The following is a 14,362-nucleotide window of genomic DNA, read 5'->3' on the forward strand; positions in this document are numbered from 1 at the left end:
GCCGGTCAGGCCGCCGGCTGCCGGAACTCCGCGAGCCGGCGCAGGCCGAGCTCGTCGACGTCCCGGCGGGCCCGGGCGAGGTGCGCGGCGCGGTCCGGCGAGCCCTCCGGCAGCTGCGCGGCGAGCAGGAACCGCATCCGGGCGCCGTCGAGCAGCAGGCCGGCCTGGTCGGCGGCGCGCACCCCCCGGGTCCACGACCGGCGGGCGGCCCGCGGCCGGCCGACCGCGGCCCGGTAGCGGCCGGCGTGCAGCAGGTGGCGGGCGCGGGCGAAGGGGTACAGCCGGGCGTACCGCCGCAGGGCGCGCACCGCCCGCCGGGCCGTGGCGCGGTCCTCGCCGACCAGCTCCAGGCAGCCCCGGGCCAGCGCCGTCAGCCCGGGGAGGTGGAAGAACGACGGCACGCCGAGCCGGCGCAGGGCCGACCGCGCGGCGGCGAGCGCCTCGCCCGTGCGCCCGCGCAGGACGAGCGCCTCGACGTGGCTGCCGGCGAAGATCGGCGCGGCCAGCGCGTGCTCCTCGCGGAAGACCTCGGCGGCGTCCTCGTCGACCCCCAGGGCTTCGGCCCGGCGGCCGAGGTCGACCAGCAGCGGCACCAGCAGGGCCGTGCCCCAGACCTCGTGCTCGGTGTTGCCCCGCCGGCGGGCCGAGCGGAGCAGCTCCTCGAAGTCGGCGCGCGCCGCGCGCAGCCGCCCCGCCACCTCGGCGAACACGCCGCGGACGGCCAGGCAGATCTCGAGGTCCTGGGCCTGGCCGAGCGTCCGCGCCTGCCCGACGACCCGGTCGAGCATCGGCACCACGTCGACGCGGCGGTCCATCGTGCGCAGGTACACGGCCTCGGCGACCGTCGCGGTGAGGCCGTACTGCCAGGCGCGGTCGGGCAGGACGCCGAGGGTGAGGGTGCTGGCCGACCCGGTGGGCTGGGAGCGCATCGGCGCGCGCGAACGGCGGAGGTAGCGCGCGGCCAGGCGGTGCAGGCGCAGGGTGCCGACGAGGGCCGCCAGCCCGCTGTACGCCGGGGCCGCGACGCCCTGCTCGCCGGCCCGCTCGGCGCGGTTGACCGAGGCCAGGGCCGCGACCGCCCACGGCAGGGCGGCGGCCTTGAAGTAGTAGGCCTCGGCGAGCTTGGCGAGGATCCAGGCGGCCTGGCCGAGCGCCGCGGCGTCCCCGCGCCGCAGCCGGGGCGCCCGGGCGAGGTGGCCGAGCTGGACGATCGCCTCGCGGAGCAGGCGGAGCAGCATGCCGGGGCGGCTGCGCGGCAGCGGCCGGCCCACCAGCGCGAGCGCCGTGGCGAAGTGGGCGACGGCGTCGTCGAGCCGGTTCTGGTTGGTCAGCGCCTCGGCCAGCTCGTCGTGCCAGAAGGCGCGCCGGCCGTCGGGGACGCCGGGCAGCGGGGCGGGCTCGGCGGCCCGCGCCAGCGCGGTCCGAAGCAGCGCCGCCGCCTCCTCGTCGGCCCCCTTCGCCAGCGCGTGCGTGCCGGCCGCCTCCAGGTACTCGACCTCCCGCGCCGGGTCGCCCGCCTCGGCCCAGTGCCGGGCGAGCAGCGCGTAGTCCGCCGGGCCGGGGTCGTGGGCCTCGTACCACTCGGCCAGCGCGCGGTGCCGCTGCCGCAGCTCCGAGGGCAGGAACGACTGCCGCGCGACGTCGCGGAGCAGCGCGTGCACGAACTGCCACCCGTCGGGCGCGGCGGTGACCACCTTCCGGCGTTCGAGCTCGCGGAGGTCGTCGGTGAGGGTGCCCGGGTCCAGCGCCGGGTCGGCGCCCCGCAGCCGCCGCTCGTCGAACGTCGTCCCGACCACGCTGGCCGCGCGGACCACCGCCCGCTGGTGCTCCGACAGCACCCCCAGCCGGGCCCGGAACACCTCCTCGACCCGGACCGGCAGCCGGAGCCGGGCCAGCTCCTCCGGGGGGACGGCGAGGCGCGCGTGCTCGCGGCCCGGGCCGCCGGTCACGGAGACGACCTCGTCGGTGCGGAGCTGGAACGCCAGCTCGACGGCGAACAGGGGGCTGCCGTCGACCCGGCCGCGGAACAGCTCCCGGAGCGCGTCGTCGAGGACCGCCACCCCCAGGTAGTCCTGGGCGATCTCCTCCGTGGCGTCGGCCGGCAGGGGGTGCAGGCGCAGGGTGAGCGCGCCGTGCTCGCGCAGGTCGGCGAGGGCCCCGGCGGCGGCGTCGGCCGCCCCGCCGCCGTCGTCGGGCAGCGGCCGCGTGAACAGCACGAGCATCGCGGGGGACACCTCGCGGCGGACCGCGCGGAGCAGCTCCCACGACGCCGAGTCCAGCCACTGGCAGTCGTCGAGGAGGACCAGCAGGGGGTGCGCCCGCGCGGCGTCGGCGAGCAGCCCGGTGAGCAGCCGGACGGTGTTCTCCCGCCGGGCCGGCCCCGTCATCCCGGCCACCGCGGAGGCGTCGAGCGCCAGCTCGAGGACGTCGTCCAGCAGCGGGGCCCAGGGCGCCAGGTCGGGCCGGTGCGCGAGCCGCTGCTGCACCAGGCGGCCCCGTTCGGCGGGGTCGCGCACCGAGGTGAGGCCCAGGGCCTTGGCCGCGACGCGCCGCCAGGCGGAGAACGGCCGGCGGTCCACCTCGTCGGCGCTGCCGGCGAGGACGGTCACCGACCCGTAGGCGCCGCTGGCCTGGAGGAGGTCCACGGCCAGGTGGGTCTTGCCCACGCCCGGCTCGCCCTCCACGACCACGGCGGACGACGTCCCCGCGCCGAGGGCGACGAGCCGGCCGGCCAGCTCCTCGCGCTCCCGGTCGCGGCCCCGGGTGACCACCGAGCCGGCCGGGCCGGCCAGGCGGCGCAGCGCGAGCGGGCCGGGGTCGGCCTCGTGCCACTCCGGCCGGAAGACCTCCACCGGGCCCGCGAAGCCCTTGACGTCGACCCGGCCGTGGCCGGAGAACCGCAGCCGGTCGCGGCCGAGGTGCTGGGTGACCGGGTCGCAGAGGACCTCGTTCTGCGCGCGCTGCATGAGGCGCGCGGCGAGGTTGACGACGGGGCCGACCATCATGAACTGGCGGTAGGCCGGGCTGCCGCAGACGCCGCAGAAGGCGTGGCCGGTGGCGATCCCGATGCCGTGCTCGACGACCTCCCGCAGCCGGCGGCCGAGCTCGACGCCCGCCAGCGCCGCGTGCGCCGCCTCCCGCTCCCGGACCGTGGGCGGCAGCCCGTAGCCCGCGACCAGGGTCAGCCCGTCGGCGTCCTGCCCCGCGTCGACGACCGTCGCCCCGTACCGGCCGAGGACCTCCAGCGCCTGCTCGGTCGCGTCGCGGAGGAGCCCGAGCGACTCGTCGTCGCCCGGCCGGGCGCGCAGGGAGACGAACACCGCCGTCACCGGCGCGATCTCGGGCCCGAGCCGCACCTGGTCGGGCACGTAAGGGGCGGCCAGCTCGGGGACGGCGGGGCCGGGCGGGAGGCGCGGGGTCGGGTCGGCGGCCGCGTCCCCGTCGACGGCGACCAGCCGCCGCACGCCGGGGTGCGCGTCGGCCGGCTGCGTCGTCGCCCTCCCGTCGAGCAGGCCGGCGGCCGCCGCGCTCAGGCCGATCTCGGCGGCGGCGACGGACTTCTGCGCCCGCGCCATCCCCTCCAGCGCCGGCCCCACGGGGGCGAAGACGCGCCGGCCCCCGGCCGTCCCGACGTCGAGCAGCCACGCCGGGCCGGCGCCCACCCCGGCGCGCACCCGGATCGGGTAGCCACCGACCGGCGCCAGCCCGCCGATCCGGTCCTGCACCGCCACCGCCGCCCGCGCCGCCCGGACGGCCGCCGCCGGCCCGCCGGGGCCACCGGCCGGCCAGACCGCGACCACCTCGTCGCCGGCCAGGGTGAGCACCGAGCCGGCGTGCTCCACGACGGCGTCGGAGACGAGGGCGAACACGTCGTCGAGCGCGCGGGCGACGGCCTCCGGCCCCTCCGGGCTCCAGCGGACCAGGTCCTCCGTGATGGAGGTCGACTCGGAGACGTCCAGGCCGAGGACCACCAGCTCGGTGGCCTCAGGCGGCCGGCCGGGGAGGGGCTGCGGGCCCTCGCCGAGGCGCCGCACCAGCAGGTCCGGCACGAAGCCGGTGAGATCGTCCCTCGCGACCGGCACGGGCGCTCCCGTGGTGTCTGGCGGCACGGCTGCGCCAGGCTAGCGCCGTCGCCCCGCGCGCGGGTACGGTGAGCGGCCCTCGCGCCGGACGAACGGTGAGCGGCCATGCTCGATCGTCGGGAGACCAGACTCCTGGTCGACCAGCACCTGCGCGCCGCCGCCGACGCCATGCCGGCGCGCCTGCGGCGGTCGTTCGGCCGGCTGGTGCGCGAGCGGGGGCTCGTGGGCGCCGACCCGGACGCCTTCCCCGGACCGCTCGAGCACCCGGTCCTGGAGCTGCCCGTGTGGGTCGCCGACCGGCTGGACGCGGAGGGCACCGGCGTCGACGGCGGCGACCTCGCGGACGTGCTCGGGGTCAGCATCCTCGGCTACCTGCACGTCCGGGCGCACGACGACTGGCTGGACTCCGCCGCGCGGGACGACCCGGCGCTGGTCGCCCTCGCCGAGGCGCTCCTGGCCGCGTGCGACCGGCTGCTCGGCCCGGTCGTCGGCCCCTCCCGGCGCTTCTGGCAGCTGCGGGCGGAGGTGCTCACCGCGTACGGCGAGTCCCTGCTGCAGACGCAGGAGCTGCGCTCCCGGCGGGCCCCCGTGCCGCGCGCCGTCTTCGAGGAGCTGCTGGCCCAGTCCCGGCCGCTCGTGCTCCCGTCCGCCGCCCTGCTGGACCGGGCGGGCCGGTGGGAGCTGCTACCGGCCCTGGAGGAGTTCGTCTTCGCCGCCACCGCCGCCGCGCAGCTGGTCAACGACCTCACCGACGTGTTCCGGGACCGGCGCAACGGCCACCGGACGTGGACGCTGCAGGACGTCGGGGAGTCGGCCGCCGACGGGCTGTGGACCGAGGTGGCGGGGACGCCGCGCGCGCAGGGGCGCATCCACGGGCGGGTCGCCGAGGCCCTCCGCTTCCACGAGCGGTCGGCGCTGGCCGCGCGGGAGCTCGTCGCGGCCCGGGCCGACGCCTGGCTGACCGAGCGGCGGGCCGCCCTGGAGGGCCTGCCCGCCGCTCTCCACGACGGCCTGGTCCGCTCGTTCGTCCGGCGGCTGGGGGCGCCGGACCCGGCGGGGAGGGCACCGACCGGGAGGGCGCGGCCGTGACCGTGGACGAGGAGAACCTGTTCGCGCGGCTGCCCGCGGGGCTGCTGGCCCGGGCCGAGAGCGACCGGGACTTCGCGCTGGCCCTGCTGCACGAGGAGACCCGGGCGGGCGCGCTCGCGGACCCGGAGCTGGGGCTCCCGGTGGCGGAGCAGCGGGAGCTCTTCCCGGTGCTCGGGCGGATCGCGCAGCTGAGCTTCGAGGACGCCGTCGAGCAGATCCGCGACGCCAGCGTCGTCGACCTCGGTTGAGGGGGGGCGCCGCGGAGAGGACGACCCGGAGGAGGACGACCGTGGACGAGTACGAGAAGACCCTGTTCTCGCAGCTGCCGGCGCTGCTGGTCACCAAGGCGCAGGACGACCTCGACTTCGCGCTGGCCCTGCTGCACGAGGACACGCGGGCGGAGGCCCTCCGGCACCCCGACCTGCGGCTGACCGACGCCGAGCAGCGGGAGCTGCACCCGGTCCTCGAGCAGATCGCGCAGCTGAGCTTCGAGGACGCCGTCGAGCAGATCCGCGACGCGAGTGTCGTCCGGCTCGGCTGACGGCACCGCGGACGCGCTGGCCCGGATCGCCCGCTTCTACGACCGCTGGAGCCCCGTCTTCCTCGAGACGGCCGGCACCACGCTGCAGGCCGGGCTGGTCGCGCCGTCGGCCGGCGTCCCCGTCGCCCCCGAGGCGTCGGCGCGCTACCTGGCGCACCTGGCCGGCGTGGCACCGGGGGACCACGTCCTGGACGCCGGGTGCGGCGTGGGGGGACCGGCCGTCGCCATCGCGCAGGCCATCCCCGGCGTCGTCGTCGACGGCGTGACCCTGTCCGCCGTGCAGGCCCGGACGGCGCGGGCGCTGGCCGCGGAGGCCGGGCTGGCCGGCCGGGTGCGGGTCTGCGTCGCCGACTTCCACCGGCTGCCGTTCCCGGACGCTTCGTTCGACGTGGCGCTGCTGTTCGAGGTGACCGGCTACTCGCCCGACCTGCCGGCCCTCTACCGCGAGTGCGCCCGCATCCTGCGGCCCGGCGGCACGGTCTACGTCAAGGACGTCTTCTGCCGCGAGGAGCCCCTGACGGGGGAGGAGCGGGCGGCGATCGCGGCGTCCGACCGGCTGTGGGCCGCCGTCCGGAGCCCCACGCTGAGCGAGACCGCGGACGCGCTGCGGGCGGCGGGCCTCACCGACGTCCGGGTGCGCGAGTACCCCTGCGTCGACCGGCACCACTACTTCGAGTCGATGGTCACGCGGGACGCGGGCGGCGTCCGCCTCAACGCGTTCGGGCGGGCCTTCCTGCGGTTCCGGGACGTGCCGGCGTACTTCGGCGAGGCGCGGGCCCGCAGGTGAGCCTCACCGGCCCAGCAGGTCGTCGGCCGCCACCGTCTCCGGGGTGGTCGCCGGGACGTCTTGCCGCGCCTCGGCGAGCAGGTCGCGCCAGCGCTCCGGGCGGCAGGCGACGGGCAGGCGGGCCAGGTCGAGCGCGGCGCGCAGGCGGGACGTGCGGGCGCCCTGCCACTTCGCCGTCCGCATCGCGAGGGTCAGGTCGCCGACCACGCGGTCGGGATCGCCGTGGCGGGCGAGCGTGGCGTGGGCCCGCTGGCACAGCAGTTCGGGCAGGTGGAGGTCCTCGCCGGTGCGCTGCACCACCTCGAACGCCTGGGCGAGGTGCTCCTCGGCCCGCTCGCCCTCGCCGGCCGCCTCGTCCAGCCGCGACAGGTAGCACAGCATCGAGGCGGTGAAGGCCTCCAGCCCCATGAGCCGCAGGGTGCCGATGGCCCGCTCCAGGAACGCCCGGTCCGGCTGCCCGCCCGGCTCGCCGGTCGCGGCCCAGGCCTCGCCGAGGGCGGTCCAGAGCGCGTAGCCGTGCTCCTGGCCGATCGCCAGGGCCTGGGTGCCGAGCCGGGCGGCGGCCTCCTCGTCGCCGAGGAACCGGCGGATCCAGGCGGCGTACGTGGTGACGAAGGCCTCGGTGGCCGCGCGGCGCGACGGGTCGACGTCCTCGACCCGGCCGAAGGCCTCCTGCTCGCGGCGGGCGGCCTCGTCCGGCTCCCCCCGGGCGGCGCACACGCAGGCCAGCGCGATCGCCACGGCGGCCACCGGGTCGTTGGGCAGCGGCCAGGCGGGGGTCACCCGTCGCTCGGCCGGGCGGGCGGCGAAGCCGGCCAGCGCCCGCCGCAGGTGCGTCTCGGCCGACCGCAGCCGGCCCTGGTGGAAGTCCAGGAAGCCGGCGCAGGACTCCACCTCGGGCTCGAAGGAGGCGAAGGCCGGCTCCGCCAGCATCCCGGTGAGCCGGTCGTACATGCCGCGGGCCGTGGCGAGGGCGCCGCTGCTGAGCCAGAAGCCCCAGAGCGCGATGAGCGCGGGCACCACCTCGGGGCGCCCGAGCCGGGTGGCCAGCCGCTCGGCCCGCCGGTGGTCGGACTGCACCACCGGCGCGGCGTAGCCGTGGACGGAGCTCACCGACAGCCCGCGCAGCAGCCGGGCCGTGAGCTCGGCGAGGTCGCGGTCCTCGGAGGGCGGCAGCTGCTCGAGCAGCTCGAGGGCGCGGGTGACCAGCTTGGTGGCCTCGGCGTGCGCGCCGCGGCCCTGCTGGGCCTGGGCGGCGACGAGGTAGAGGCCGGCGGCGCGGTCGGCGGCCCCGGCGAGGTCGAGGTGCTGGGCGACCAGCGCCGGCTCGGCGTCCTGGCCGCCCAGCACCTCGGCCACGCGGGCGTGCGTCTGCCGGCGCACGTCGAGCACCTGGGTCTCGTAGGCGGCGTCGCGCATCAGGGCGTGCCGGAAGCGGTACGTGCCCGGCTGGAGCCCGACCGGGTCGACGATGCCGGCCTCGGCGAGGACCTGCAGCTGGTCGGCGACCGCGTCGGCGTCGCCGAGCACCGCCGCGACGGTGGCGGGGTCGAAGGTCGGCCCGACGGTGGCGGCGGCCTGCACGGTGCGCAGGTCGATGCCGGGCACCTTCAGCCGCCAGGTGAGCAGTTCCTGCAGCCGCAGCGGGATCGGCTCGGCGCGCTGGGTGTCGAGGCTGGAGCGGGTGAGCTCCTCGATGAACAGCGGGATGCCCTCGCCGTGCTCGATGATCGCGGCCCGCTGCTCGCCGGTCAGCTCCTTGCCGGCCGCGAGGTTGTCGACCAGCCGGGTGGCGGCGGACCCGTCGAGCCGGCCCAGCTCGAGCACGCACACCGACTCCAGCCACGGGATGCCCGAGTCGTCGCGCGTGGTGGCCACGGCGAGGACGCCGGGGGGACGGCGCTCGGCGAGGCGGCCCAGCAGCCCCAGCGTGGACGGGTCGGCCCAGTGCAGGTCCTCGACGACGAACAGGTGGGGCGTGCCGGCGGCGGTGCGGGCGAGCCAGTCGACGAGCCGGTCGAGGGTCTGGTCGAGGAAGGCGCGCGAGTCGAGCTCCGGCGCCGGGTACTCGGGGGTCGGCGGGATGCCGAGGAGCGGGCCGAGGAAGGGGACCGCCTGCGCCGGGTCCAGCCCCGCGGCGGTGAGCTCGCCGACCAGCCAGCCGAGCCGGTCGGTGTCGGCGTCGAGGCGGCCGAGCACGCGCTCGAGCAGCCGCGCGATCGGCCACAGCGAGACGTTGGCGTAGTAGGGCAGGCACGCCGCGCCGAGCACCCGCCCGCCGCTGGCCTCCACCCGGTCGAGGACCTCCGCCACCAGCCGGGACTTGCCGATGCCGGCCTCGCCGACGACGAGGAACGGGGCGGTGGCCGTGCCGGGCGCCTGCTGGAGGGCCTGCCACGAGGCGAGCAGCTGGTCCCGGGGCGCGTCGCGGCCGACCAGGCCGGCCTTGCGGTACCGCTCGGCCTGGAAGCGGGCCGCGGCGTACCGGGGGCGCTCGACGGCGAAGACCTCGACCGGCCGGCTGATCCCCTTCAGCCCGCGCTCGCCGAGCGACTGCAGGAAGAAGTCGGCGTCCACCAGCTGCCGGGTGACGTCGCTGATGACCACCGTGCCGGGGGCGGCCTCCGACTGCAGGCGGGCGGCGAGGTTGGGGACCAGGCCGACGACGGAGTCGCGCTCGGCGACGGCGGGGTCGGCGCTCAGGTCGGTCACCACGACCCGGCCGGTGTGGATGCCGACCCGCACCTCCGGGGCCACGCCGAAGCGGCGGTCCAGCTCGGCGCGGGCGTCGCGGACGGCGACGACCAGGTCCAGCCCGGCCAGGACGGCCCGCCGGGCGTCGTCCTCGTGGGGCTCGGGGTAGCCGAAGCCGGCGAGCACGCCGTCGCCGGCGTACTGCATGACCGAGCCGCTGTACCGGCTGACCGCCTCGCGGGCCGCGCTCCGGTAGAACGCGTAGAGGTCGCGCAGCTGCTCGGGCTCCACGCGCTCGGAGAGCGGGGTCGAGCCGACCAGGTCGGCGAAGACCAGGGTCATCAGCGCCCGCTCGCCGGACGGGCCGAGCTGCCGCCGGCCCACCCGGCGCAGGATCGCCGCGGCCCGCCGGTTGTCCGGGTCGACGGCGCGCACCTCCTCGGCGGTGGCGCGGGCCGGCTCCAGGTCGCCGGCGGTCAGCGACGCCTCCGCCGCGGTCAGCAGCCGCTCGAGCAGGCGTGCCAGTCTCGTCTCGGCGGAGCCGGCGAGCTCGGTCACGCCCCCATCGTCGCGGGCGGGGTGTCAGTCGTGGAAGACCTCGATGTCGGCGCCCATCTCGATCAGCCGCTCGTACAGGTGCTCGTACCCCCGGGCGATGATGTCGACGTTGCGCAGCACGCTGGTGCCCTTGGCGGCGAGCATGCCCAGCAGGATGCAGACCGCGGGCCGCAGCGCGGGCGGGCAGACCACCTCGGCGCTCGACCAGCGGGTCGGGCCGGTGACCAGCACGCGGTGCGGGTCGAGCAGCCGCACGCCGGCACCGAGCCGGGTGAGGTCCGAGAGGTGGATCGCCCGGTTGTCGTAGACCCAGTCGTGGATCAGCGTCTCGCCCGCGGCGTGCGCGGCGATGACCGCGAAGAACGGCAGGTTGTCGATGTTGAGGCCGGGGAACGGCATCGGGTGGATCTTGTCGATGGGCGCGCGCAGCGTCGACGGCCGGATCGTGACGTCGGCCAGCCGGGTGTGCCCGTTGTCGGCGAGGTAGTCCTCGGAGCGCTCGATCCGCAGCCCCATCTCGGCGAGGACGGCGAGCTCGACCTCGAGGAACTCCACCGGCGCGCGGCGGACGGTGAGCTCGGAGTCGGTGACGATGCCGGCGGTGAGCAGGCTCATCGCCTCGACCGGGTCCTCGCTGATCGTGTAGTCGACGTCGGCGTCGAGGACGGGCCTGCCGTGCACCACCAGCGTCGTCGTCCCGAAGCCCTCGATGCCCACGCCGAGCAGCTGCAGGTACAGGCAGAGGTCCTGGACCATGTAATTGGAGCTGGCGTTGCGGATGGTCGTGGTGCCGTCGGTGCGGGCGGCGGCGAGCAGCGCGTTCTCGGTGACGGTGTCGCCGCGCTCGGTCAGCACGATCGTGCGGCTGCGGGTGCCGGGCGCAGCGACGGTGGCGTGGTACTCGCCGCTGCGCGCCTCGACGTGCAGGCCGAAGGGCCGCAGCGCGATCATGTGCGGCTCGACGGTGCGGGTGCCGAGGTCGCAGCCGCCGGCGTAGGGCAGCCGGAACTGCTCGTACCGGTGCAGCAGCGGGCCGAGGAACATGATGATGCTTCGCGTGCGGCGGGCCGCGTCGGCGTCGATCGCGTCGAGGTCGAGCTGCTCGGGGACGACGAGGGTGAGGTCGCGGCCGGCGGCGTCCCAGGTGGCCTCGACGCCGATCGAGCGCAGCACGTCGAGGATGCGGTCGACCTCGACGATGCGGGCGACGTTGCGCAGCGTCGTCCGGCCGCGGTTGAGCAGCGCGGCGCACAGCAGGGCGACGGCCGCGTTCTTCGACGACTTGACCGTCACGCTGCCGCGCAGCGCCCGGCCACCGGTGACCCGCAGGTGGGTGGGGCCGGTGGACGCGGCGGGGCCCACGCTGATCAGCTCGCTGCCCAGCGCCGCCGACAGCCGGCCGAGGAGTTCGAGGGTGAGGTTCTGGCCGCCCTGCTCGATGCGGGCGACGGCGCTCTGGCTGGTGCCGAGGCGCTCGGCGAGCTCGCGCTGGGTGAGCCCCCGGTGGCGGCGGGCGTCGCGGACGAGGAGGCCGATCCGCCGCATGACGTCGTCGTGTGCCCGATCGTCGGCGGTGTCGGGAAGGAGGTCGGTCACCGTCACCAGGCCACGCTATCTCGCATGTGAGATGCGGACGGCGCGCCACGCTGTGACGGACCCGTCCGATCTCACCGGCCGGCGAAGCGGTCGGTGAAGGCGACGACGGCGTCGGTCATGCCGGGGCCGCCGTGGCCCTCCTCGACCACGACCAGCTCGGCGTCGGGCCAGCGGAGGGACAGCTCCCAGGCGGTGTCGAGCGGGCCGCTGATGTCGCGGCGGCCGTGGCTCAGGAGGCCGGGGATGCCGGCCAACCGGGTGGCGCCGGCCAGCAGGGCGCCGTCGGGGAGGAAGCCGGCGCCGGCCCAGTAGTGGGTGACCAGGCGGGCGAAGACGGCGCGGAAGACCGGGTCGTCGAAGCGGGGGTCGGGCGACCAGCCGGGGCCGAGGGAAACGTGGGTGTCCTCCCACGCGCACCAGTCGCGGGCCGCGCGCTCGCGGACGGCGGGGTCGGGGTCGGCGAGCAGGCGGGCGTAGGCGGCCGCGAGGTCGCCGTCGCGGTCGCCCGGCGGGACGCCGTCGCGGAAGCGGGCCCAGGCCTCGGGGAACACCCGCCCCATCGCGCGGGTGATCCACTCGACCTCGCGGCGGGTGGTGGTGGTGACGGCGGAGAGCACGAGCTCGGCGACCCGGTCGGAGTGCGCCTGCGCGTAGGCGAGCGCGAGGGTGGTGCCCCAAGAGCCGCCGGCGACGGTCCACCGCTCGACTCCCAGGTGCTCGCGCAGCGCCTCGGTGTCGGCGACCAGGGCCTGCGTGGTGTTGGTGGACAGGTCCACCGCGGGGTCGTCCACGCGCGGGGTGCTGCGGCCGCAGCCGCGCTGGTCGAACGCGACGACGCGGTACGCGGCCGGGTCGAACCAGCGGCGCATGCCGGGGGAGATGCCGCTGCCGGGCCCGCCGTGCAGCAGCACCGCGGGCCGGCCGGCGGGGTTGCCGCTGACCTCCCAGTGGACCCGGTTGCCGTCGCCGACCGCGAGCTCGCCCTGGTCGTGGGGCTCGGGAGGGGAGTAGGCCACGACCGCATCCTGCCGAACGCCGCGCCGGGGTGCGGCGTCGACACCTGGGCCCGCCTCGACCGATGAGATCCGGCGGCGGGCAGGGTCTTCCGCTCGTGAGCGTGGCCGGACGGGCCGCCGCGACGACCTCGGAGGACCACCGTGACGCAGTACCTGCTGTCCATGCCGCACGACTCGGCCGAGGAGCCCACGATGGCGTCGATGGACCCCGCCGAGCTGGAGGTCGCGTTGGCAGCGGCCGGCGCGTTCCTCGAGGAGCTGGCGGCGTCCGGCGCCCTGGTCTTCGCGGGTGGGCTGCACCCGCCGTCGACGGCGGTCACCGTCGACCACACGGGCGACGACCTCGCCGTCGCCGACGGGCCCTACACGCGTGCGCCGCAGTACCTCGGCGGCTTCTGGGTGGTCGAGGCGCCCGACCGGGAGGCTGCCGTGGCCTGGGCCGCGAAGGCGTCCAAGGCGCTCGGGGCCCGGATCGAGGTCCGCGCCTTCCAGGAGGTCCCGGCCTAGGCGTCGCTGACCGGCGCGGCACGCGGTCGCGCTCGGGCCCCTCGACCCGCCGGCGCCCATCTCGGCAGGTGCCGGCGCTCGATCGTCAGGCGGGGTACGGGCCGGGCCCTCGCAGTCCCCCTGAGGCCGCTCCCGGGGCCACGTCGCCCGGGCACGCTGCCCCGGTCAGGGCAGGGCGAGCGAGATGGTGAGGCAGCAGAGCGCCAGGACCAGCGCGACCGGGGTCATCACGAAGCGCTCCCGGCGGCTGCGGGAAGCGGCGTTGGCGAGCACGCCGACGGCGAAGTACGCGGTAAGCACCCAGACGAGCGGGTAGCCGGGCCGGTGGTCGCCGACCTCCTCGGCGCGGTCGGCGGCGGTCGCGATGATCCACGCGAACGCCGCGTAGAGCAGCACCGAGACCGCGCTGGCGATCCGCAGCCCTCGAGGGAGGACACGGTGCCGGCCGCCCCAGGCGAGGTGCCCCAGCGGCGCCCCGGCGGCGAGCGCTACCTGGAGGACCGTGAGGCCGGCGAGCAGCACGTGCGCGACGACCGCCGCGATCACGATCACGGCGCGCACGGTAGCCGAGGGCACATGTCGGTTCGTCGACTTCTCGGCGGGCCGACATGTGCCCTCGTCGATCAGGACGCTGGCGGGTCGTCGGGGTCGGGCGGTGGTGGTCGGCGGGGGCCGGGTGGTCGGGTGGTGCGGGTGGTCCCCGGACGGGGTGGTGACGTGCAGGGTGCCGTCGGGTTCCTTGACGAAGGCCCAGCCGTCGAACAGGGTTCCCAGCCGGTGGTGGGTGCGGCACAGGCAGCGGGGGTTGCCGGTGGCCGGGTCGAGCTCGAGCAGGACCGCCAGGATCCGCCGCTCCGGGGCGGTGAAGCCCAGCCCGGCCGCCTCGGGCAGCACGACCGCCTCGACCCGCCGGGCCAGCACCGGGGCGGTGCGGGCCAGGTGTCGGCCAGGACCTGCCCGCGCCGCTCGTCGAGCTGGCCGGCCCGCAGCGCGGCGAACGTGGCGGGCAGGGCGTCGCGCCAGGTCAGCGCCCGGCGGGCCCGGTGCGCGGCGGTGCCCCGGCCCACGCCGAGGACCGGGCCCAGCTCGTCGGGGGAGGATCCGGACACGCCGGGAACTCCGGCTCGCTCTGCCGCCAGGTGCGGCTGCGCGCCCCGGGTGTGCCCGGCGCGGGGTCGGCGTCGTCGGGGGTGAGCGCGGCCAGCCGCGGCACCAGCTCGGCCTCGTAGGCGGCCTCCCGGGCCCGGCGCTGCTGCACCCGCTGCAGCTCGGCGGCGGTCTGCTCCTCCGACAGCCAGGCCACCGGCAGCCGCGGCGGGGTGACCGGCCGCTCCAGCGACCAGTCGATCAGCACGCCCTCGACCGTCGAGGAGCCCGAGGTCCGCGGCACACCCCGGACCCACGGACCGGGTACGACAGTTCTGGGCCGCCGGCCCGCGCGGATGGAGGGATCCGCGGCTGCGGGGACGGCGCGCCGGGGCGGTGAGGGGTG

At 77.2% G+C, this 14,362-nt stretch carries 11 protein-coding genes; 5 read left to right on the forward strand and 6 right to left on the reverse strand.

What is annotated here, in order from left to right:
* Nucleotides 1-5: 5 nt before the first annotated feature.
* Nucleotides 6-4,082, reverse strand: a complete 4,077-nt coding sequence (locus ACI78S_RS15535) for an AAA family ATPase (RefSeq protein WP_456974851.1) — start codon at nucleotides 4,080-4,082, stop codon at nucleotides 6-8.
* A 105-nt stretch (nucleotides 4,083-4,187) separates the two neighbouring features.
* Between ACI78S_RS15535 and ACI78S_RS15540 the strand changes: the two genes are divergently transcribed.
* From ACI78S_RS15540 to ACI78S_RS15555, 4 genes are read left to right on the forward strand one after another with little or no spacing between them, the layout of a single operon-like run.
* Entirely contained in the window at nucleotides 4,188-5,171 is a 984-nt protein-coding gene (locus ACI78S_RS15540; protein WP_456974853.1) for a hypothetical protein, read from the forward strand.
* Nucleotides 5,168-5,419: a hypothetical protein gene (locus tag ACI78S_RS15545; RefSeq protein WP_456974855.1), complete on the forward strand. Its 252-nt coding sequence runs from the start codon at nucleotides 5,168-5,170 to the stop codon at nucleotides 5,417-5,419. The genes ACI78S_RS15540 and ACI78S_RS15545 overlap by 4 nt, the downstream gene beginning before the upstream one ends.
* A gap of 41 nt (nucleotides 5,420-5,460) precedes the next feature.
* Nucleotides 5,461-5,712: a hypothetical protein gene (locus tag ACI78S_RS15550; RefSeq protein WP_456974856.1), complete on the forward strand. Its 252-nt coding sequence runs from the start codon at nucleotides 5,461-5,463 to the stop codon at nucleotides 5,710-5,712.
* Nucleotides 5,693-6,499, forward strand: coding sequence for a methyltransferase domain-containing protein (locus ACI78S_RS15555; protein WP_456974858.1), 807 nt, complete (start codon nucleotides 5,693-5,695; stop codon nucleotides 6,497-6,499). Before ACI78S_RS15550 ends, ACI78S_RS15555 begins: the two co-directional genes overlap by 20 nt.
* Before the next feature lie 3 nt (nucleotides 6,500-6,502).
* On the opposite strand, the gene ACI78S_RS15560 is transcribed toward ACI78S_RS15555, so the two are convergent.
* The 3 genes from ACI78S_RS15560 to pip all read right to left on the reverse strand — a co-directional run bounded on the left by ACI78S_RS15560 (nucleotide 6,503) and on the right by pip (nucleotide 12,363).
* Nucleotides 6,503-9,751 carry an ATP-binding protein gene (locus ACI78S_RS15560; RefSeq protein WP_456974860.1) on the reverse strand — a complete coding sequence of 1,083 codons (3,249 nt, stop codon included), beginning with the start codon at nucleotides 9,749-9,751 and terminating at the stop codon, nucleotides 6,503-6,505.
* A 24-nt stretch (nucleotides 9,752-9,775) separates the two neighbouring features.
* Nucleotides 9,776-11,353, reverse strand: a complete 1,578-nt coding sequence (locus ACI78S_RS15565) for a helix-turn-helix domain-containing protein (protein ID WP_456974862.1) — start codon at nucleotides 11,351-11,353, stop codon at nucleotides 9,776-9,778.
* Nucleotides 11,354-11,418: 65 nt separating this feature from the next.
* A complete protein-coding gene (pip, locus tag ACI78S_RS15570; RefSeq protein WP_456974864.1) occupies nucleotides 11,419-12,363 on the reverse strand; it encodes a prolyl aminopeptidase in 945 nt (314 codons plus the stop codon).
* A 141-nt stretch (nucleotides 12,364-12,504) separates the two neighbouring features.
* Between pip and ACI78S_RS15575 the strand changes: the two genes are divergently transcribed.
* Complete coding sequence (locus tag ACI78S_RS15575) at nucleotides 12,505-12,870, forward strand: YciI family protein (protein ID WP_456974866.1); 366 nt, start codon at nucleotides 12,505-12,507, stop codon at nucleotides 12,868-12,870.
* 165 nt (nucleotides 12,871-13,035) lie between these two features.
* On the opposite strand, the gene ACI78S_RS15580 is transcribed toward ACI78S_RS15575, so the two are convergent.
* Nucleotides 13,036-13,791, reverse strand: a complete 756-nt coding sequence (locus tag ACI78S_RS15580) for a hypothetical protein (RefSeq protein ID WP_456974868.1) — start codon at nucleotides 13,789-13,791, stop codon at nucleotides 13,036-13,038.
* Between the two features lie 103 nt (nucleotides 13,792-13,894).
* Nucleotides 13,895-14,224 carry a hypothetical protein gene (locus tag ACI78S_RS15585; RefSeq protein ID WP_456974870.1) on the reverse strand — a complete coding sequence of 110 codons (330 nt, stop codon included), beginning with the start codon at nucleotides 14,222-14,224 and terminating at the stop codon, nucleotides 13,895-13,897.
* Between the last annotated feature and the right edge of the window lie 138 nt (nucleotides 14,225-14,362).

Source organism: Geodermatophilus sp. SYSU D00815 (assembly GCF_054050035.1).

Excerpts from the sequence above, each read along its gene's own strand:
- ACI78S_RS15540 (WP_456974853.1), top strand. The coding sequence starts at position 4,188 with ATGCTCGATCGTCGGGAGACCAGACTCCTGGTCGACCAGCACCTGCGC.